This window comes from Streptomyces sp. NPDC051576, from assembly GCF_040681835.1.
Classification (GTDB): domain Bacteria; phylum Actinomycetota; class Actinomycetes; order Streptomycetales; family Streptomycetaceae; genus Streptomyces.
In genome coordinates, this window is record NZ_JBFAZO010000014.1 from 259,009 (window position 1) to 277,952 (window position 18,944).

Consider the following 18,944-nt stretch of genomic DNA (forward strand, 5'->3'; position numbering starts at 1 on the left):
CATGGCATTCCTCCAAGGCACACGGCGGCCGAAGGCGATCCGGGGCACCCGGAGCCGCGGCATCGCCCTGCATGTCTCCCTGATCCTGGGCGTGTTGCTCTCGGCCTTCCCGTTCTACTGGGCCGTGATCATGTCGACGCACACCTCGTCGGAGATCTTCTCCTACCCGCCGAAGCTGCTGCCGGGTTCGCACTTCCTGGAGAACGTGCGCAGCCTCTTCGACAACATCGACTTCTTCGGCTCGATGTTCAACTCGGTGCTCGTGGCGGGGTCGGTGACCTTCCTGGTCCTGTTCTTCGACTCGCTGGCCGCGTTCGTCTTCGCCAAGTTCCAATTCCCGGGCAAGAACGTCCTGTTCGCCCTGCTGATGGTCATCTTCATGGTGCCGGCCCAGCTCGCGGCCATCCCGCAGTTCGTGATCATGGCCAAGCTCGGCTGGATCGGCTCGATGACCGCGCTGATCGTGCCGGCGGCGGCCAACGCGTTCGGCATCTTCTGGATGCGCCAGTACATGAAGAGCGCGATCCACGACGAACTCCTCGATGCCTCCCGCATCGACGGCGCGCACTTCCTGCGCCAGTACTGGCACGTGGCCCTTCCGGTGGTCCGGCCGGGCCTCGCCTTCCTGGGCATCTTCACCTTCATGGGCCAGTGGAACGACTACGCCTGGCCCCTGATCGCCCTCACCAACCCGAACAACGTGACGCTCCAGGTGGCTCTTTCCCAGCTCAACGGCACCCACGGCACCACCGACTACGGAATGGTCATGACCGGCGCGCTCCTCGCCCTCGTCCCCCTGCTGATCGTGTTCGCGGTCGGCGCCAAGCAGATCATCGGCGACCTCGGCAAGGGAGCCATCCGCTGATGACCGACCCGCTGCTCGCGCTCCGCCCCTGGGAGTCACCCGAGGTGACCTCCTGGGGGCGGTTGCCCATGTCCGCCGTCGACCGCCGCGCCGGCGCGCTCGCGCTCGACGGGGACTGGCGCTTCCAACTGCTGCCGGCGCCGGACGCGCCGGTCGGGGACGCTTGGTCCTCGGTATACGTGCCGAGTGTATGGACTATGGAATCCACCGGCGCCGCCGCCGACGCCGACGCCGCTGGCTCCGACGCCACCCACGCCGACCTGCCGCAGTACACGAACGTCCGTATGCCGTATACAGAATTCCCTCCACTGTCGCCCGCCGACAATCCGACGGGTGTGTACGAGCGGGAGATCGACGTCCCGGCCGACTGGGCAGGGCGGCGGATCGTGCTCCAGGTGGGGGCCGCCGAGAGCGTGCTGCTCGTGCACGTGGACGGACGGCCCGTCGGCATCTCCAAGGACTCGCACCTCGCCGCCGAGTTCGACCTCTCGGACGTCGTACGTCCCGGCGGGCGCGCCACTGTACGGCTGACCGTGGTCAAGTGGTCGGACGCCTCGCACATCGAGGACCAGGACCAGTGGTGGCACGCGGGCATCACCCGGTCGGTGCTGCTGTACGCGACCGATCCCCTGTATCTCGCCGACGTGACCGTGCGAGCCCGGTTCGACGGGGAGCTGCGGGTCGACTGCCAGGTGCGGGACGCGGGCGGTGCGCTGCCCGCCGGGTGGTACGTCGTCGGCGACCTCGACGGCCAACTCCTTTGCCAGGACGAGGAGTTCGACCGGTTCAACCAGGAGGACGACCGGGTCTCCGACTTCCTCGGCGAGGCCCGGATCAGGGCCACGGTCCCCGGGGTCCGCACCTGGAACGCCGAGACGCCCGAGCTGTACGGGCTGACGGTCCGGCTGCACCGCGCGGACGGAACGGTCGCCGACACGTCGTACCGGCGCATCGGTTTCCGTGATGTGGAGATCGTCGGGCGGGACCTGCTCGTCAACGGGGAGCGGGTGTTCGTCCGGGGCGTCAACCGGCACGACTTCCATCCACTGACCGGCCGCACGGTGTCGTACGACGACATGCGCGCGGATCTGGTCCTGCTGAAGCGGTTCGGTTTCAACGCGGTCCGCACCGCGCACTACCCGAACGACCCGGCGCTCTACGACCTCGCCGACGAACTGGGCCTCTACGTCGTCGACGAGGCGAACGTCGAGTCGCACGACCACGCGCACGAGATCGCGGACGACCCGCGCTATCTGAACGCGTTCGTGGACCGGATCTCGCGGATGGTGCTCCGCGACAAGAACCACCCCTCCGTCATCGTGTGGTCGCTGGGCAACGAGTCCGACTACGGCGCGAACCACGACGCGGCGGCCGGCTGGGTGCGCCGGCACGACCCGACCCGGCCGGTCCAGTACGAGGGCGCGGCCAAGCGCGGCTGGGCGGATCCGGATCTCGCCTCCGACATCGCGTGCCCGATGTACGCGTCGCTGGAGGACTGTGTCGCGCACGCGCTGTCCGGGGAGCAGACGAAACCGCTGATCCAGTGCGAGTACTCGCACGCGATGGGCAACAGCAACGGCACGCTCGCCGACCACTGGGCTGCCATCGAGTCAACCCCGGGTCTTCAGGGCGGCTTCATCTGGGAGTTCTGGGACCACGGGATCCTGCAGCGTGTGAGCGACGGAAGACCCACCGGCCGAGCGGGAGCCGGCCTCTATGACAACGGTGTCGCCGCGCCCGGCCACCGCTGGGCGTACGGCGGTGACTTCGGCGAGAGCGTCCACGACGGCGCGTTCATCGCGGACGGCGTGGTCTTTCCCGACCGCACACCCAAGCCGGTGCTGTTCGAGCACCGGGAGATCGCGGCGCCGGTGCGCATCGAGTGCTTCCGGCACGAGGGCATCGTCCTCGGCAACCACCAGCACTTCCGGGGCCTCGACTGGCTCGCCGGGACCTGGGAGTTGGCGCTCGCGGACGGCCGCACGCTGACGGCTCCGGCCGAACTGCCCGCGCTGTGCCCGGGCGAGACGGTGGCGGTTCCGCTGCCGTTCGACCTGCCGGAGGACGGCGGGGAAGCCTGGCTGACGCTGCGGGTGAGAACGGCCGAGGACCAGGCCTGGGCGCCTCGCGACACGGAGGTGTGCACACCCCAGGTCCGGCTGCGGGCGGCGGCGCGCGTGACGGCACGCCCCGTGACCAGCGGTCGGGTGGAGGTCGACGGCGAGGGCCTCCTCCTCCACCCGCTGCTGGCCCTCGCCCCGACCCTGTCCCTGTGGCGGGCGCCCACCGACAACGACGAGTTGGGCGGAATGGCGCCGCGCTGGCGGGCCTGGGGGCTCGATTCGCTGGTCCGGAAGGTCGTTTCGGTACGGCGGGACGGCGAGCGTGTGACGACGGTCGCCGAGTACGCCGGGGCGGTCGGTGTGGTCCGGCACTGCCAGGTGTTCACGCCGGTCGAGGGCGGGGTCCGGGTGGAGGAGTCGGCCGAACTGCCCGAGGAGTTCGACGACGTGGCCCGGGTGGGCACCGTGTTCGAGACGGTGCCGGGTCTTGATCTGCTGGAGTGGTTCGGCCGGGGTCCGTGGGAGTCGTACCCCGACCGGAGTACGGGCGCGCCCGTGGGTCACCACTCGGTCCCCGTCGACGAGTTGTTCACCCCGTATCTGCGGCCGCAGGAGAGCGGTGGCCGGCACGGGGTACGGCGGTTCACGCTGTCGGCGCCGGACGCCACCGGTCTCACGGTCGACCTCGACGAGCCCCGCCAGGTCTCGGTCACCCGCTATCGCGCCGAGGATCTGACCGCCGTACGGCATCACGACGAACTGGTGCCGCGCTCGACCTGTGTGGTGCATCTCGACGCGGCGCACCGGGGTCTTGGCACGGCCTCGTGCGGCCCCGACACCTCGGCCCAGTACCTCGTCGCACCGGGCGTCCATCGCTGGAGCTGGACCCTGCGCGTTCTCTGAACTCCCCAGTTCTCAGCTGCTTTCACGAGCACTCACCCTGTACGGAGCACACGTGTGTACTTCGCATGACCACGATCAGTGCGAGACGGCCCAGGCCGGCGCCGGACGGCGCAGTTTCCTCCGCGCGACGGCCCTGCTCGGTGCCGCCGCGACGGCCGGTGTCGCGCTGCCGGCCGGCGCCGAAGCGGCCCCGGCGACGGCGAGTTGGCGGCCCGACTCCGACAGCCGCCGCTTCACGCTGGCCGTGATGCCGGACACTCAGTACCTCTTCGACGGGCCGAGCATCGACAAGGCGCCGATCGAGGCCTCGCTGCGCTACCTCCTGGAGCACGGCAAGGAGAAGAACATCGTCTTCCTGTCGCACCTGGGCGACCTGACGCAGAACGGGGCCGAGCCCGAATTCGCCGCGATCGGCGAGGCGTTCAGGCTGCTGGACCGGCGGGGCGTCGGCTACAGCGTGCTGGCCGGCAACCACGACATCAAGTCGTCGACGGACGACCAGCGCGGCACGTCGCCGTACCTGGACGCGTTCGGCCCGCAGCGCTTCAAGGACAAGTCGACGTTCGGCGGGGCCTCTTCGGACGGCTACAACACGTACCACGTGTTCCAGGCGGCCGGGCGGGAGTGGCTCGTGCTCGCGCTGGACTGGCGGCTGTCGGCGAAGGGCTACGCCTGGGCCAAGGACGTCATCGCCCGGCACCCGAAGACACCGGTCATCCTCACCACGCACGAACTGGTCGTCGACGACGACACGTTGTCGGACTACGGGCAGCAACTGTGGGACCAGCTCATCGCGGACCACGACCAGATCTTCCTCACCCTGAACGGCCACTACTGGCCCGCCCGCCGGGCGACCCGCAAGAACGCGGCGGGCAACGACGTCCACCTGCACCTGACGAACTATCAGAACCGCTATTTCGGCGGCGCGGCGATGATCCGCCTCTACCACTTCGACCTGGACCGCGACGTCATCGACGTGGAGACGGTGTCGCCGTGGATCCTGGGCCGGGCGGCGAAGGGTCTCAACGAGCTGGAACGGCAGGAGATCGAACTCAGCGGCGACGCCGACCGGTTCTCCGTCGACATCGACTTCGCGGACCGCTTCGCGGGCTTCGACCCGGTGCCGGTCCGCGCGGCGCGCCCCGCGTCGAGGATGGTGATCCCGGGCACGGCCGCCTACTGGCGCTTCGAGTCCCCGGTCACCGGCACCGTCCGTGACCTGTCGGGCCGCGGCAACGACCTCACCGTGGTCTCCGTGAACGGCGGCACCCTGGGCTGGTCGGCCGAGCACCACCCCGACCAACCGGGCCACGGCAGCCTGGAGTTCACCGGCTACAAGTCCCCGCTGAAGGGCGCCTACCTGCGGACCGTCGACGGTGCTCCGCTCAACTCGGCGACGTTCAAGGACGGTTACACCATCGAGGCGTTCTACTGGCTGCCCGCCGACTGGAACGCCTCGCACAACGCCTGGGCGGGACTGGTCAGCCGCACCGGCCGCAACGGCTCCGTCGGCACGGTGACGGACGACCCCGACGAGCCGCTCGCCACCCTGTCCCTCTCCGACGGCCCGGGCCCGCAGTGGGCGGTGCACCCGCTCAACCAGCGGCAGTTGGCGACCAACTGGGGCGACGAGACCGACCCCGAGATCTGGTGGCACCTCGCCGTCGTCAACGACGGACGGCACACCACGATGTATGTGCAGGGCTGCCCGGTGGCCCGCAATCCGCACGCCCCCGCGATCGGCATCGCCTCCTCCGGACAGCCGTGGCTGCTCGGCGGCTACGAGTACGCGGACAAGATCGACCAGATCCTGCACGGCCGCCTCGGCGACGTCCGGATCGTCTCCCGGGCGCTGCCCGTGTCCTCCTTCATGACCCACTGACAGCCCTCCAGAGGAATCACACCGATCATGACCGAGCAGCAACTGCCCACCTGGGCCGACCCGTCCGTCTCCCCCGCCGCCCTCGACGCGCAGGGCGTCTCCCGACGTCAACTCCTGCGGCGCGCGGGGCTGTTCGGCGCCGCGTTCACGCTCGGCGCGGGACCGCTCGCCACCTCCGCGTCGGCGGCCGGTCGCGGCTACGGCGGCGACGACCCGCGCCTCGCCTACCTCGTCGGCGACCACCATGTGCACTCCGTGTACAGCCACGACGCCAAGTACACGTTCTCCCAGCAGGCGAAGGCCGCCGCGAAGTACGGTCTCGACTGGATGGTGTTCAACGAGCACTCCAACTTCGGACACGCCTACTACGGCGCCGAGTTGGAACATGCCGAGATCCTCAAGGCGCGCGCCGAGAACCCGCGTCAGCTCATCTTCCAGGGCCTGGAGTGGTACATCCCGGCCGCCGAGCACTGCACGGTGTTCGCCGCGCCCGGCCCTCACGAGGTCGATCTGCTCACCCAGTTCGAGCTGGCCTACGACGGCAAGCTCCTGGCCTACACGGAGGGCGCGGCCGGCGCCACGGACACCGCCCGCAACGAGGCCCATGCCGTCAAGGCCATCAAGTGGCTGGCCGAGCAGCGCCGTTCGGGCTATGTCGACGACGTCCTCGTGCTCGCCAACCACCCGCTGCGGCTCGGCATCGACTCCCCGCACGAGATGCGGGCCTGGCGGGACGCCGCCCCCGAGATCATGATCGGCATGGAGGGCGCGCCCGGCGCCCAGGGCGCGGCCCTCCCCGGCTGGCGCGGCGCCACCTCTATCCGCGGCGAGTACGAGAACAAGCCGTCGGCGCAGTCCTGGTCGGGCTATCCGGCGGACGCGTATGTGACCTACGGCGGTTTCGACTGGGCGACGGCGACCGTCGGCGGGCTGTGGGACTCGATGCTGGCCGAGGGTCGGCTGTTCTCGATCACCACCAACTCCGACAACCACCGTACGGTCTACGACACCTGGGCCAACGGCGCCTGGCCCGAGGGGCAGAACTTCGACAACACCGGCAAGCTGCCCGACCCGGTGAACACCGACACCGCGCAGCCCGGCAGCGACTTCTGGCCGGGCGAGTTCAGCCGGACGCACGTCGGTGTGACCCGTTACGGCTACGGCGCGGTGATGGCCGGTATGCGCGCGGGCCGGGTCTGGGTCGACCACGGGCATCTGCTGGACGGGCTCGACGTCCGGCTGAAGCGGGACTGCGACCACGGTCGGGGCGTCACGCTGGGCGGCCGGCTGCGGGTCCGCAAGGGTGACCGGCTCACCCTGGAGGTCACCGTGACGACGGCCTCGCGGCCCAACGCCCAGGGAATCCTGCCCGAGTTGGCGCACGTGGACGTGATCCGGGGCGCGGTGCGCGGTGCGGTGTCCGACCGGGACGCGTGGCGGGCGCCGGACACGAAGGTCGTCCGTACCGCTGAAGTGAGCGGCCGCAAGGGGACGTACACGCTGCGCGTCCCGGTGACCGCCGGGGACGAGTCCTTCTATCTGCGGCTGCGCGGGAGCGACGGCAAGCGGCACGGCGCGGGCTACCTCGGCGCCTCGATCGACCCGCACGGCCCGATCCCCCACGAGCCCGGCAACGGTGACCCGTGGGCCGACACATGGTTCTATTCCAACCCCATCTTCGTCGACCTGGCAGGTATCTGATGAAGTCTCTGATGAAGCGTCAACTCACCGTCCTCGCCGCCTTATTGGGTGCCCTCACGCTCGGCGTGAGCACCGCCTCCGCGGCCGGCTCCCCCTGGGCGGAGACCGGCACGGCCTACACCGACAGCCTGGGCGGCGGTGAGGGTGTCGCCAGTCGCGCGGACGGCTCGCTGCTGTACCGCGGCCTGGCGTCCATCCCGCTGGATCTGCGCAGCCAGGGCTGGAACCACATCGGTGACCCGGACATCGCGAACGGCTATGTGTTCGACGCCTACCAGGGCGCCGACACGGGGACGTCGAAGATGTTCGCGGTGACCACGCCGTCCGGGACGCGCTACACCTACGTCCACACGCTCGACTCGGGCGAGAAGATCAACAACTCCTTCGACGCCGTCTCGCCCGACACCCAGTGGATGGTGTCGGGCGAGTGGGGCGACCAGTCCAGACTCCAGGTCTTCCCCACACCCCTGCTCAACCCGTCCACGCCGGCGACGGGCGGAGCGCTGCCGCAGGCCGGGCAGATCACCCTGGACAAGACGGTGAACGACATCCAGGGCTGCGACTTCGTAACGGACACCCGCCTGGTGTGTGTCTCCGACGACGCCTCGGGGAGCAAGTTCCCCGAGATCCGCCCGCTGCTCCAGGTCGACCTGGAGCACAAGCTGGACGGGCAGCCGATCACCGGCACGGTCACGAGCCTGTTCGCGCTGCCCCAACGCAGCATCTGCACGGGCACGTTCGAGGCCGAGGGCATCGACTACGACGTGAACAGCGGCACGCTCCGCGCCGAGGTCGTACAGCCGGGCGTGTGCGTGGTGTCGACCAGCGTCTACTCGTACAAACAGCAGTAGACAGGCAGCAGCGGACGGGCAACAGTAGACAATCGACAGCAGGCGCCGCTCAGGCGTAGAACCGCGAGAGACTCTGCAGGACGGCGGCGGGCTTCGGCCCGCCGTCGATCTCTATCGTGCCGTCGACGGCGATCTGCACCCCGCCCGGCACGTCCTCGACCGAGGCGAGCCTCGCGACCAGCCGGATCCGCGACCCGACCTTGACCGGTGCGGGGAAACGCACCTTGTTCAGGCCGTAGTTGACCTTCGTCGACACGCCCTCGACGTCCAGCAGCTCGGTGAAGAGCGGAATGAAGAGGGAGAGGGTCAGATAGCCGTGCGCGATCGGGGCGCCGAACGGTCCCTGCGCGGCCTTCTCCGGGTCGACGTGGATCCACTGGTGGTCGCCCGTCGCGTCGGCGAACGTGTTGATGCGTTCCTGAGTGATCTCGATCCACTCGCTGGTGCCCAGGTCGCTGTCCGCGAGCTTCTTGAGTTCGTCGAGGCCGTTCACGGTGATACCCATAGAGCTGTCCTTAACTTGGGAGTCGGTACTCAGGAGTTGGTGCCGAAGCGCTGGCGCACCCGGGACTTGAGGAGCTTCCCGGAGGCGGTGCGCGGGAGTTCGTCGGCGACCACCATCGACTTGGGGATCTTGTACTTGGCGAGCCGGCCGGCCAGCGAGGCGAGCACTTCGTCGGGGTCGGGCGAGGCCCCTTCGCGTGGCACGACGACCGCCCTCGGTACCTCGCCCCACTTGTCGTCGGGGACACCGATGACCGCGCACTCGACGATGTCGGGGTGGGCCAGGAGCAGGTCCTCGATCTCGGCGGGGTAGATGTTCTCCCCACCGGAGATGATCATGTCCTTCATACGGTCGACGATGTACACGTACCCGTCCTCGTCGGTCCGGGCCGCGTCCCCGCTGCGGAACCAGCCGTCGGCGAAGACCGCGGCCGTCTCCTCAGGCAGCCCCCAGTAGCCGGGCATGACATGCGGTCCGCGCACCACGACCTCGCCGGTCTCGCCGACGTCGGCGGGGGTGAGGTCCGGCCGTACGACCCGTACGTCGCTGAAGAAGTGCGGTACGCCCGCCGATCCCGCCTTGCTCACGGCGTGTTCGGCGTCGAGGAAGAGGGTGCCGGGCGCGGCCTCCGTCATGCCGTAGCCCTGGAGGAAGGTCAGTCCGCGCTCCTGGTAGGCGGCGATCAGCGGTGAGGGGACCGGGGAGCCGCCGCAGGTGAGGATGCGCACCGAGGACAGGTCGGCGTCGGCCCAGCGGGGGTGCCGGGCGAGCTGGTCGAACATCGTGGGCACGCCGAACATGAAGGTGATCCGGTGCCGTTCGATGAGGTCGAAGGTGGCCGCCGGTTCGAAGGCCTCGACCAGGACGCAGGTCCCGCCCTTGAGCAGCACCGGCAGGGTGAGCATGTTGAGGCCGGCCGTGTGGAACAACGGGGCGGAGACCAGGGCGCGTTCGTCGGCGATCAGGTCGGTGTCGACGAGGACGTTGACCGCGTTCCAGGTGAGGTTGCCGTGGGTGAGCATGGCGCCCTTGGGGCGGCCGGTCGTTCCCGAGGTGTACATGATGATGCAGGTGTCGTCGGCCGCGACGGGCTCGTCGATGGGGTCGTCGGGCGCCGCGTCGAGCAACTCCTCGTATTCGGCGCCGACTTCGATGTAGATGCGTACGTCGGTGCTGCCCGGCAGTCCGGCGACGAGTCCGGCGTGTGTGGGGCCGTAGACGAGGATCTTGGCGCCGGAGTCGGCGAGTTGGTAGGCGATCTCGGGGCCGGCGAGGCGGGTGTTGAGGGGGACGAAGACCGCGCCGAGGATGCCGGCGGCGAACAGGGTCTCCAGGTAGGAGGGGTGGTTGGGGCCGAGGTAGGCGATGCGGTCGCCGCGTCGGACGCCCCGGGTGCGCAGGGCATGGGCGAGGCGGGTGGTTCGTGTATGCAATGTGCTGTAGTCGGTCGACGTATGCGAAGTGGTGTAGCCGGTCGACGTATGCGATGTGCCATGGTCGGTCGACGGTCCGTTGTGGACCAGGGCGGTACGGTGCGGGGTCTTGCGGGCCCGGCGTGCGGGCCATGACCCCAGTCCCTCGTTGCGCATCCGGCGCCCCTTATGTCAGCCCGAGCAGGCGGGCGGCGTTCTCCTTGAGGATCTTCGACCTGACCTCGTCCTTGATCGGCAGCTTCTCGAAGTCGGCGAGCCAGCGGTCCGGAGTGAGGACGGGGTAGTCGGAGCCGAAGAGGACCTTGTCCTTGAGCAGGGTGTTCGCGTACTGCACCAACTGCGGCGGGAAGTACTTCGGCGACCAGCCGGAGAGGTCGATGTGCACGCCCGGCTTGTGGGTGGCGACGGCGAGGGCCTCGTCCTGCCAGGGGAAGGACGGGTGCGCCAGAATGATCTTGAGGTGCGGGAAGTCGGCGGCGACGTCGTCCACGTGCAGGGGGTTGGAGTACTTGAGGCGGATGCCGCCGCCTCCCGGCACTCCCGCGCCGATACCCGTCTGACCGGTGTGGAAGAGGGCGATGGTGCCCGTCTCCTCGATGACCTCGTACAGGTCGTAGGCCACGGCCCGGTCGTTGGGGAAGAAGCCCTGGATGTTGGGGTGGAACTTGAAGCCCTTCACCCCGTACTCCTCGACCAGCCGCCGTGCCTGCTTCACGCCCGCCCGGCCCCGGAACGGGTCGATGGACGCGAAGGGGATGAGCACGTCGGCGTTGGCGGCGGCGGCCTCGGCGACCTCCTCGTTCGGGACGGGTTCGGTGCCCGTCGCGGACTCGGCGTCGACCGTGAAGATCACGGCGGCCATCTTCCGCTCGCGGTAGTAGGCGGCGGTCTCCTCCAGGGTCGGTTTCCGCTTGCCCTCGACCTTGAAGTAGGCGGAGGAGGCGTCGTGCAGTTCGTCGTCCAGGGAGGCGTGGCCCTTGGAGGACACCTCCGCGTGGGTGTGGACGTCGATCGCGACGAGGTCGCCGGGGTTCATGGGGGATGCCATCACGCCTCCGGGAGCTTCGGTGCGGGAATGCCCACCGACTGGAGTTCGGCGCCGACCGAGGTGGGGAAGGCGTCGGCCAGGGTGTCGGGGGTCCAGCCGCCGTCGGCGTAGGCGGCGCTGATCTCCTGCGGGTGGGACCAGAGTGCCACCTTGTCACCGCCGATGCCGATGGCCTGGCCGGTGATGGAGCGCGCGGCCTCGGAGGCGAGGAAGGGAACGAGGGCGGCACAGTCCTCGGGAGTGCCGAAGCCCTCGCCCTTGCGGAGGAAGTCCGGGAAGGACTCCCCGTTCTTCAGTGCCTCGACGTACGGGGCGAAGGCGGGGATCGTCTCGGTCATCGCGGTCGCGGCGACCGGCACGATCGCGTTGACGGTGATGCCCGCGCGCCCCAGCTCCATCGACCAGGTGCGGGCGAAGGCGGCGATGCCCGCCTTGGCGGCCGCGTAGTTGGTCTGGCCGAAGTTGCCGCGCTGGCCGGCCGGCGAGCCGACCAGGATCAGGGTGCCGCCCTCACCCTGCTCGCGCATACGTACGGCGGCGGCGCGGGCGCAGGTGAAAGTGCCCTTCAGGTGGGTGGTGATCACCGCGTCGAAGTCGTCGTCGGTCATCTTCCACAGCACCTTGTCGCGCAGGATGCCCGCGTTGGTGACCAGCACGTCGAGCCGCCCGAACTCCTCGACGGCCCGGTTCACCAGTCGCTCGGCGGCCTCCGTGGTACCGACCGGGACCACCTCGGCGACGGCGGTGCCGCCCGCCTCGGTGATCGACTTCACGGCCTGCTCGGCGACCGCCTCGTCGATGTCGTTCACCACCACGGACGCGCCGTGGGCGGCCAGGGCGTGTGCGTAGGCGAGGCCGAGGCCCCGGCCACTGCCGGTGACGACGGCGACCTTGCCGGTCAGATCGATGCTGGGCACGGGTGGGTCCCTTCACATGGGGGTGCGGCGTCCCGCACGGGTGCGGTGCCAGGATCGAAGCTAAGAGCAATAATTGTTGACGTCAATAGTTGTTGGCGGCCTCTCAGTGCGACATGCTGGAATCTCCAGGACGCCTCGGACCCAGGGAGCCCGCCATCACACGCCAGCACGTCACCCCCAAACCCATCGACGCGCACGAGCCGTGGATGCGCGGGCTGCACGCGGACACGGGCTACCTCATGTACCGGCTGGGGCTGCGCTCCGGCCAGTTGTTCAACACGTTCCTCCAGGAGTCGGGCCTACGGCTGCGCCACTACGCCCTGCTGCGCTTCCTCGCCACCTCCGAGGGCGCCCTCCAGCGCGAGTTGAGCACCCGGCTCGGCTACGACCCGAGCGCGATCGTCGGGCTGGTCGACGACCTGGAGAAGCTGGGTTTCGCCGAGCGCCGCCCTTCCCCCGACGACCGCCGCAGCCGCATCGTGGTCCTGACGGAGAACGGCCGCGGCTTCCTGCGCGACACGGACGAGGCCGGGCTGCGCGTCACGAACGAACTGCTCGGCCCGCTGGACGCGACCGAGCGGGAGACCCTGCACACGCTGTTGCAGCGGGTCGCCGAGGACGGACTCGCCTGACACCGACACCGACACCGGACGGAGGCCCGGCCGCCATGACCACCACCCGGCCTGTGCCCACCACACGGTCCGCGCCCACCACACGGTCCGCGCCCGACCGGCTGCTCGCCGTGCTCGCCGCCTTCGACCACGAGCACACGGCCCTGTCCCTGTCCGACATCAGCCGCCGGGCCGGCCTCACCCTGACCACCGCCCACCGGCTCGCGGGCGCCCTCACCGCGTGGGGCGCGCTGGAGCGGGACGCGTCGGGCGTCTACCACGTCGGTCTACGGCTGTGGGAGATCGCCGCCCTCGCGCCGCGCGGCCTCGCCCTGCGCCAACTCGCCCTCCCCTACCTGGAGGACCTGTACGAATCGACGCACGAGAACGTGCAGTTGGCGGTCCGGGACGGCGACGAGGTCGTCTACACCGAGTGGATCTCGGGCCGTTCGGCGGTCGGCGTGCACATCCGGGTCGGCGCCCGCTGGCCGCTGCACGCCACCGGCGTGGGCCTCGCCCTGCTGGCACACGACGGCCCGGACGCCCAGGAGGCCTACTGCGCGGGCCCGTTGGCGTCCTTCACGCCGTACACGATCACCGATCCGGTTCGGCTGCGGCGGGTGCTGGCCGAAGTCCGGCGCACCGGCGTCGCGGTGAGCAGCCGTCAGGTCACGGACGACGCGCTGTCGGTGGCCGCTCCGGTACGCGGGCCGGGTGGTGCGGTGGTGGCCGCGGTGTCGGTCGTGGTGCCCCATGTGGACGCCCAGGTACCGGCGTTGATCCCGGCGGTGCGGCTCGCGGCACGCGGGATATCCCGGGCGCTGGGGTGGCGGCCGGAGCCGTAGAAAGGTCCACCGTGCCGGGCGCGGATATCCCTCTCACCGGCGAGGCCGGGTCCGCGGGGGCTCGCGATACTGGAACGGCCCCTGCCCCGAGGAGCCGTTCATGCCCGTCCAGCACTGGTTCGCGCCGCTCACCGTCCGGCTCAGGACGGCCAATCCGTACGTCGTCGACTCGGCCCTCGCCGCGCTCGTCCTGTTCGCGGTGTCCTTGCAATGGCTCTTCCCCGACGAGGGCGGCGACCCGCTGAGCCCGCGGGGCTGGCTCCTCGGGGCCGCTACGGCGGTGCCGCTGGTGTGGCGGCGCAGGGCGCCGTTCGCGACGGCGTGGGTCGTGTCGGCGGCGACACCCGCGATGGCGGTCTACCACGCGCCACCGCCGGACGTGATGTACGGCGGCCTCGTCGTCGTGTACACCCTCGCGGCCCGGAGCCTGCCCTGGCAGCGGCGGCTGATGCTGGTGGGCTGGCTGATCGGCGTGTCCGTGGTCATGCGGCACAAGGAGCACGCCCAGCCCTTCGAGTACGCCTTCCAGCTGCTGAGCCTGCTGTGCGCGTACGGCTTCGGCACCCTCGCCCGGGTCCAACGCGCCTACACCGCCGCCCTGGAGGACCGGGCCCGGCGTCTTGAGCGGGAGCGCGAGGCCGACACGGCGCGGGCCATGGCCCAGGAACGGGCCCGGATCGCCCGGGACATGCACGACATCCTGGCCCACGCGGTGAGCCTGATGGTGGTGCAGGCGGAGGCAGGGCCAGTGGTCGTGCGCAGTGATCCCGAGCGGGCCGAGGCCGCCTTCGACGCGATCGCGGGAGCCGGCCGGGACGCGATGGCACAGCTCCGGCGCATCCTCGGCGTACTGAAGGAGGAGCAGCGGGAGGGGAGTTCGGGGCACCGGCCGCAGCCTGGGGTCGCCGCGCTGCCCGACCTGGTGCGCCAGGTCGCCGAATCGGCCGCTCTGCGCGTCGAGTTGAGGACGTACGGCGATCCCCGCCCGCTGCCCCCGGACACCGAGGTCGCCGTCTACCGGGTCGTGCAGGAGGCCCTCACCAACACCGTGAAGCACGCCCGCGCCTGCGCCGCTACTGTCGAACTCGACTGGACGGGGGACGAGTTGGTGCTCACGGTGACGGACGACGGAAGAGGTCCGGCGGGAACCGTCGGCGGGCACGGGCTGATCGGTGTCGGGGAGCGGGCGGCCGCCTGCGGGGGCACGGCGGAGACCGGTCGCGGACCCGACGGCGGCTTCCGGGTCGTCGTACGGCTGCCCGTCCCCACCGGCCGGCAGGCGGCCCTGGGGTGAGCATCCGGGTGGTGGTGGCCGACGACCAGGAGCTGGTCCGCAGCGGCTTCAGCATGATCCTGGAGGCCCAGCGGGACATCGAGGTCGTCGCGGAGGCCGGGGACGGCGCCGAGGCGGTCGCCGCGGTGCACCGGCACGCGCCGGACGTGCTGCTGCTCGACATCCGGATGCCGGTCATGGACGGTCTGGAGGCGGCCCGTCAGGTGTGCGCGCGGTCCGTCTGCAAGGTCGTCATGCTGACCACCTTCGACCTGGACGAGTACGTGTACGAGGCGCTGTACGCGGGCGCCAGCGGCTTCCTCCTCAAGGACGTGCGCCGCGACGACCTCGTGCACGCCGTCCGCGTGGTCGCGGCCGGTGACTCGCTGCTCGCGCCGACGGTGACCCGCCGGCTGGTCGCGGACATCGTGCGGCGGCGCCGCGAGGAGGCCGCCGCCGAGGTCGCACCGCAGCGCCTCGAGGTCCTCACCGCGCGCGAGGAGGAGACCCTGCGGCTGCTCGCCCGCGGGCTGTCCAACGCCGAGATCGCGACGACCCTGTTCGTCAGCGAGCACACCGTGAAGACCCATGTCAGCAATGTGCTCGGCAAGTTGGGGCTGCGGGACCGGGTGCAGGCGGTGATCTGCGCGTACGAGACGGGGCTGGTGTCGCCGGGGACACCCCAGTAGCGCCGTTCAGGAAGGCCGAGGGCTCTTCAACGCCCTTACCGGCAGCGGGGATTCCTCCCTCGGAGGGGTGAGAGACACCCCCGTCTCCCCCGCACGGGCGACCGCCCGAAACCCCTCGCCCCGGCGATCCGGCGACGCCCCCTCCCCCACCAGCCTGGGAGACACGTCATCCGATGCCCCGCCGGGAGGAACCGTGCTCTCCACACTCGCCCGGGCGGCGACCCGCCGCCCGCTGACCGTAATCGCCGTCTGGGTGCTCTTCCTGCTGCTCGGCTTCGGGCTCGGGACGGGCGTGTTCGGGCGGCTGTCCGACAACGTGCCCGAAGTCCCGGGCACCGAGTCGGAGTTGGCCTCGCAATATCTCGACCGCGTCGACCCGGTCGGTGAGACCGTCACCGGTGTCGTCGAGGGCGTCACCGTCACCGACCCCGCCGTGCGCGCCCAGGTCGAGCGGGCCGTGGCCGAGGTGCGCGCCCTCGCCGGGGTCGCCGCCGTACCGGACCCCTACACGACGGGCGGCCTCACCTCGCGGGACGGGCGGGCGCTGCTCGTCGCCGTCACGTTCAAGGGCGGCCTGAGCGACGACGCCGAGGAGCACACGATGGACGCGGCTGCGGACCGGATCCGGCAGATCGACGCGCCCGAAGTCCATGTCAGCGGCGGCCCGTTGCTGGGCGAGCAGATCGGTGGACGCGCTCAGGAGGACGTGAAGCGCGCCGAGTTGATCTCGCTGCCGGTCGTACTGGCCCTGCTGCTCGTGGTGTTCGGCGGTCTGCGCGCCGCCGCGCTCCCGCTGGTGATCGCCGTGAGCGGGATCGCGGGGGCGTTCCTGGCACTGTTCGCCTTCAGCCACGTCACCGACATCTCCGTGTACGCGATCCAGGTGACCACGATGCTGGGGCTCGGACTCGCCGTGGACTACGCCCTGTTGATGCTGGTCCGCTTCCGCGAGGAGCGCCGGCACACGGACGACGTGGTGGAGGCCGTGCACCGAACGGTCGCACGGGCGGGCCGAACGGTCCTGTTCTCCGGCCTCACGGTCGCCGTCAGCCTCACCGGTCTCCTCGTCTTCCCGAGCACGTTCCTGCGCAGCATGGGGCTGGCGGTGGCGGCCGTGGTCGTCGTCGACATGCTGGCCGCCGTCACCCTGCTCCCGGCCCTGCTGGCCCGGTTCGGCGCGAGGATCACGCCGGCGCGCACCGGGCCGGAGGCCGAGGAGGGCCGGGTCTTCGCCCGCCTGGCCCGCTTCGCGGCCCGCCGCCGTATCGCCGTCCTGGCCGTCGTCGTCCCGGCCCTGCTCGTGCTCGCGCTGCCCGTCGCGGGTCTGAGGATCAGCATCGGCGACGCCCAGCAGCTCCCGAAGTCCACCGAGGCACGGCAGTTGTACGACACGGTCGACGCGCACTTCCCGGCCGGGACCGGAGTGTCACCGGTGACGGTCCTCCTGAAACCGGGCACCGGCACCACGACCGCCGCCCGCATCCGCGCCCTCTCCCCGGCCACCACGTCCCGCGCCCTGCCGGACGACAGCACCGTCATGTCGCTGCAGCCGTCCGGCAGTGCCGACGGCAGGGCGGCGACCGACCTCGTACGGCGGATCCGGGAGACACGCGGCTCCGCACCGGTCCAAGTCACCGGCACGGCCGCCCGGTTGGTCGACTTCCGCACGATGCTCGCCGACCGGGCGCCCTGGGCCGCCGCGACCGTCCTGGCCGGAATCTTCCTGCTGCTGTTCGCCTTCACCGGCTCGGTGCTGATCCCGCTGCGCACGATCGCGACGACCCTGCTCAGCCTGGGGGCCGCGCTCGGCGCCGTGGTGTGGGTCTTCCAGTACGGCCATCTCGCGGGCGCCCTCGGTGCCCAGGGGCTGGGCTCGTTGAGCCTGACCGCGCCGCCGCTGATCGTCGCGATCGCGTTCGGACTCGCCATGGACTACGAGCTGTTCATCCTGGCCCGGATGCGCGAGGCCCGGCAGCGCACGGGCGACGACCAGGAGGCCGTGGTGACCGGTCTGCGCCGCTCGGGCCGCGTGGTCACCTGTGCCGCGCTCCTCCTGGCCGTCGTCTTCGGCGCCTTCATGACGGGCGGCTTCTCCCCCATCCTCCAGATAGGCCTCGGCCTGACCCTCGCGGTGCTGATCGACGCGACGGTCGTACGGATGCTGCTGGTTCCGGCGACGATGGCGCTGCTCGGCCACCGCGCCTGGTGGGCACCGAAACCACTGCGCCGGGCGCACGACCGGTACGGGTTGCGTGAAGAGCCGTCTGTGGAGCGGGAGTTGGCAAGCCGCTGACGCCGCTGATGCCCGCTGCTCCGCGGAAGGGCCGCGGAGTACCGGCACACCTCACTCTGGCAACCCGGCCAGCATCCGCCGGTCCCTGGGCGCCGCCTTCCGGTCCAGGCGCGCGTCCAGCAGTCGTCGTGCCGCGTCGCACCGGCCCGCCGACACCAGCGCGTACAGCAACGTCTCCTCGACGACCTCGCGTTGGGCCGCGCCGCCACCCACCTTGCGCAGGACCGGCAGCAGGGCGTCGAGGCCTCGCGCGGCCTCTTGGAAGCGGTGTTCGACGAGGGCGGCGAGGTCCTCGCAGAGCGGTGCGACGACCTCGCGCTGGACCGGGCCGGCGCCCGCCGCGTGTCGCGGAGGCGGCGCAGGGCGGGCAGATCGCCCGCGGCGGTCAGGGCCACCGCCGCGTGCAGCGCGGTGAACGCGGTCGCGGGGCGCTCCAGGACCTCGCAGGCCACGGCGTCCAGGATGTCCGAAGTGGGCAGCTCCCCCTGCCAGTTGCCGCTGAGCCGGGCCCACCAGAGCAGGGACCCGGAGTCGACCAGCGCACGTACCCCGGTGACCCGTCCGGGCGCCAACTGGGCGCACCAACGCCTGCGGCCGGCGGCCGTACCGTGGGAGCGGACGACGGCCCGGGCGAGGGTGTCGGCGAGGTAGGCGCCGTAGCGGTAGCGGGTGGCGAAGTCGGCGGCGCCGACGGTGGGTTCGCCGTGGCGGCACAGCCAGCGGGTGAAGTGGCCGGGGTCGTCGGGGTAGCAACTCATGCCGCCCGCCGGGACGTTGAGGCGGTGGCGTGGATCCTGGGTCGCGTAGGCCGTGCCGCGGCCGGCCTCCGGGGCCGGGTCGACCAGCACCAGGTCGAGGGGGGTCCGGCGGCGGGTGGCGCTCTCGCAGAGCTGGACGGCGGTCAGCGTGCCTGCCGCGCCCGCTCCGACGATCGCCACGGTGGGCCGCTTGCGGACTTCGGTCACGAATACCTCCGGCGGTGGTCCGCCACGGAGCCGTAGAAACGGAACTCCGCCTTCAGGTCCCCACCATTCCGACCGGACAGGTGGGGAAGCCATGACGGGA

The 18,944-nt window shown here is 70.8% G+C and carries 16 protein-coding genes and 1 pseudogene; 11 read left to right on the forward strand and 6 right to left on the reverse strand.

The window, feature by feature from the left end; all coding sequences use genetic code 11:
• Position 1: 1 nt before the first annotated feature.
• The 5 genes from AB0M63_RS38345 to AB0M63_RS38365 are packed head-to-tail and all read left to right on the forward strand — an operon-like array spanning position 2 to position 8,265.
• A complete protein-coding gene (locus AB0M63_RS38345; protein WP_355923165.1) occupies positions 2-865 on the forward strand; it encodes a carbohydrate ABC transporter permease in 864 nt (287 codons plus the stop codon).
• Positions 865-3,831 carry a glycoside hydrolase family 2 TIM barrel-domain containing protein gene (locus AB0M63_RS38350; RefSeq protein WP_366022595.1) on the forward strand — a complete coding sequence of 989 codons (2,967 nt, stop codon included), beginning with the start codon at positions 865-867 and terminating at the stop codon, positions 3,829-3,831. The genes AB0M63_RS38345 and AB0M63_RS38350 overlap by 1 nt, the downstream gene beginning before the upstream one ends.
• A 52-nt stretch (positions 3,832-3,883) precedes the next feature.
• Positions 3,884-5,713 carry a LamG-like jellyroll fold domain-containing protein gene (locus tag AB0M63_RS38355; RefSeq protein ID WP_366022596.1) on the forward strand — a complete coding sequence of 610 codons (1,830 nt, stop codon included), beginning with the start codon at positions 3,884-3,886 and terminating at the stop codon, positions 5,711-5,713.
• A gap of 27 nt (positions 5,714-5,740) precedes the next feature.
• The gene (locus tag AB0M63_RS38360) at positions 5,741-7,414 is read left to right on the forward strand and encodes a PHP domain-containing protein (RefSeq protein ID WP_366022597.1); all 1,674 of its coding nucleotides are present in this window, start codon (positions 5,741-5,743) and stop codon (positions 7,412-7,414) included.
• An 11-nt stretch (positions 7,415-7,425) separates the two neighbouring features.
• The gene (locus tag AB0M63_RS38365) at positions 7,426-8,265 is read left to right on the forward strand and encodes a hypothetical protein (RefSeq protein ID WP_366022663.1); all 840 of its coding nucleotides are present in this window, start codon (positions 7,426-7,428) and stop codon (positions 8,263-8,265) included.
• Between the two features lie 49 nt (positions 8,266-8,314).
• On the opposite strand, the gene AB0M63_RS38370 is transcribed toward AB0M63_RS38365, so the two are convergent.
• From AB0M63_RS38370 to AB0M63_RS38385, 4 genes are read right to left on the reverse strand one after another with little or no spacing between them, the layout of a single operon-like run.
• The gene (locus tag AB0M63_RS38370; RefSeq protein ID WP_366022598.1) at positions 8,315-8,770 is read right to left on the reverse strand and encodes a MaoC family dehydratase; all 456 of its coding nucleotides are present in this window, start codon (positions 8,768-8,770) and stop codon (positions 8,315-8,317) included.
• A 29-nt stretch (positions 8,771-8,799) separates the two neighbouring features.
• Positions 8,800-10,359, reverse strand: a complete 1,560-nt coding sequence (locus AB0M63_RS38375) for a long-chain fatty acid--CoA ligase (protein WP_366022599.1) — start codon at positions 10,357-10,359, stop codon at positions 8,800-8,802.
• Between the two features lie 10 nt (positions 10,360-10,369).
• Positions 10,370-11,239: an amidohydrolase family protein gene (locus AB0M63_RS38380; protein WP_366022664.1), complete on the reverse strand. Its 870-nt coding sequence runs from the start codon at positions 11,237-11,239 to the stop codon at positions 10,370-10,372.
• 11 nt (positions 11,240-11,250) lie between these two features.
• Positions 11,251-12,168 carry an SDR family oxidoreductase gene (locus AB0M63_RS38385; RefSeq protein WP_366022600.1) on the reverse strand — a complete coding sequence of 306 codons (918 nt, stop codon included), beginning with the start codon at positions 12,166-12,168 and terminating at the stop codon, positions 11,251-11,253.
• Between the two features lie 206 nt (positions 12,169-12,374).
• Here AB0M63_RS38385 and AB0M63_RS38390 point away from each other — a divergent pair, with 206 nt between their 5' ends.
• The 5 genes from AB0M63_RS38390 to AB0M63_RS38410 all read left to right on the forward strand — a co-directional run bounded on the left by AB0M63_RS38390 (position 12,375) and on the right by AB0M63_RS38410 (position 17,879).
• Positions 12,375-12,800, forward strand: coding sequence for a MarR family transcriptional regulator (locus AB0M63_RS38390; RefSeq protein ID WP_043671884.1), 426 nt, complete (start codon positions 12,375-12,377; stop codon positions 12,798-12,800).
• 35 nt (positions 12,801-12,835) lie between these two features.
• Positions 12,836-13,624, forward strand: coding sequence for an IclR family transcriptional regulator (locus AB0M63_RS38395; RefSeq protein WP_366022601.1), 789 nt, complete (start codon positions 12,836-12,838; stop codon positions 13,622-13,624).
• A gap of 100 nt (positions 13,625-13,724) precedes the next feature.
• Complete coding sequence (locus tag AB0M63_RS38400; protein WP_366022602.1) at positions 13,725-14,918, forward strand: sensor histidine kinase; 1,194 nt, start codon at positions 13,725-13,727, stop codon at positions 14,916-14,918.
• Positions 14,915-15,586, forward strand: a complete 672-nt coding sequence (locus tag AB0M63_RS38405) for a response regulator transcription factor (protein ID WP_366022603.1) — start codon at positions 14,915-14,917, stop codon at positions 15,584-15,586. The genes AB0M63_RS38400 and AB0M63_RS38405 overlap by 4 nt, the downstream gene beginning before the upstream one ends.
• Positions 15,587-15,779: 193 nt before the next feature.
• Positions 15,780-17,879, forward strand: a complete 2,100-nt coding sequence (locus AB0M63_RS38410) for an MMPL family transporter (protein ID WP_366022604.1) — start codon at positions 15,780-15,782, stop codon at positions 17,877-17,879.
• Positions 17,880-17,930: 51 nt separating this feature from the next.
• Here AB0M63_RS38410 and AB0M63_RS38415 read toward each other — a convergent pair whose 3' ends face one another.
• Entirely contained in the window at positions 17,931-18,092 is a 162-nt protein-coding gene (locus AB0M63_RS38415) for a hypothetical protein (protein WP_366022665.1), read from the reverse strand.
• Here AB0M63_RS38415 and AB0M63_RS38420 point away from each other — a divergent pair.
• Positions 18,072-18,530, forward strand: a complete 459-nt coding sequence (locus AB0M63_RS38420; protein WP_366022666.1) for a hypothetical protein — start codon at positions 18,072-18,074, stop codon at positions 18,528-18,530. The genes AB0M63_RS38415 and AB0M63_RS38420 overlap by 21 nt on opposite strands.
• A gap of 20 nt (positions 18,531-18,550) precedes the next feature.
• Here AB0M63_RS38420 and AB0M63_RS38425 read toward each other — a convergent pair.
• A pseudogene (locus AB0M63_RS38425) lies at positions 18,551-18,937 on the reverse strand (FAD/NAD(P)-binding protein); the annotation flags it as partial.
• Positions 18,938-18,944 lie beyond the last annotated feature (7 nt).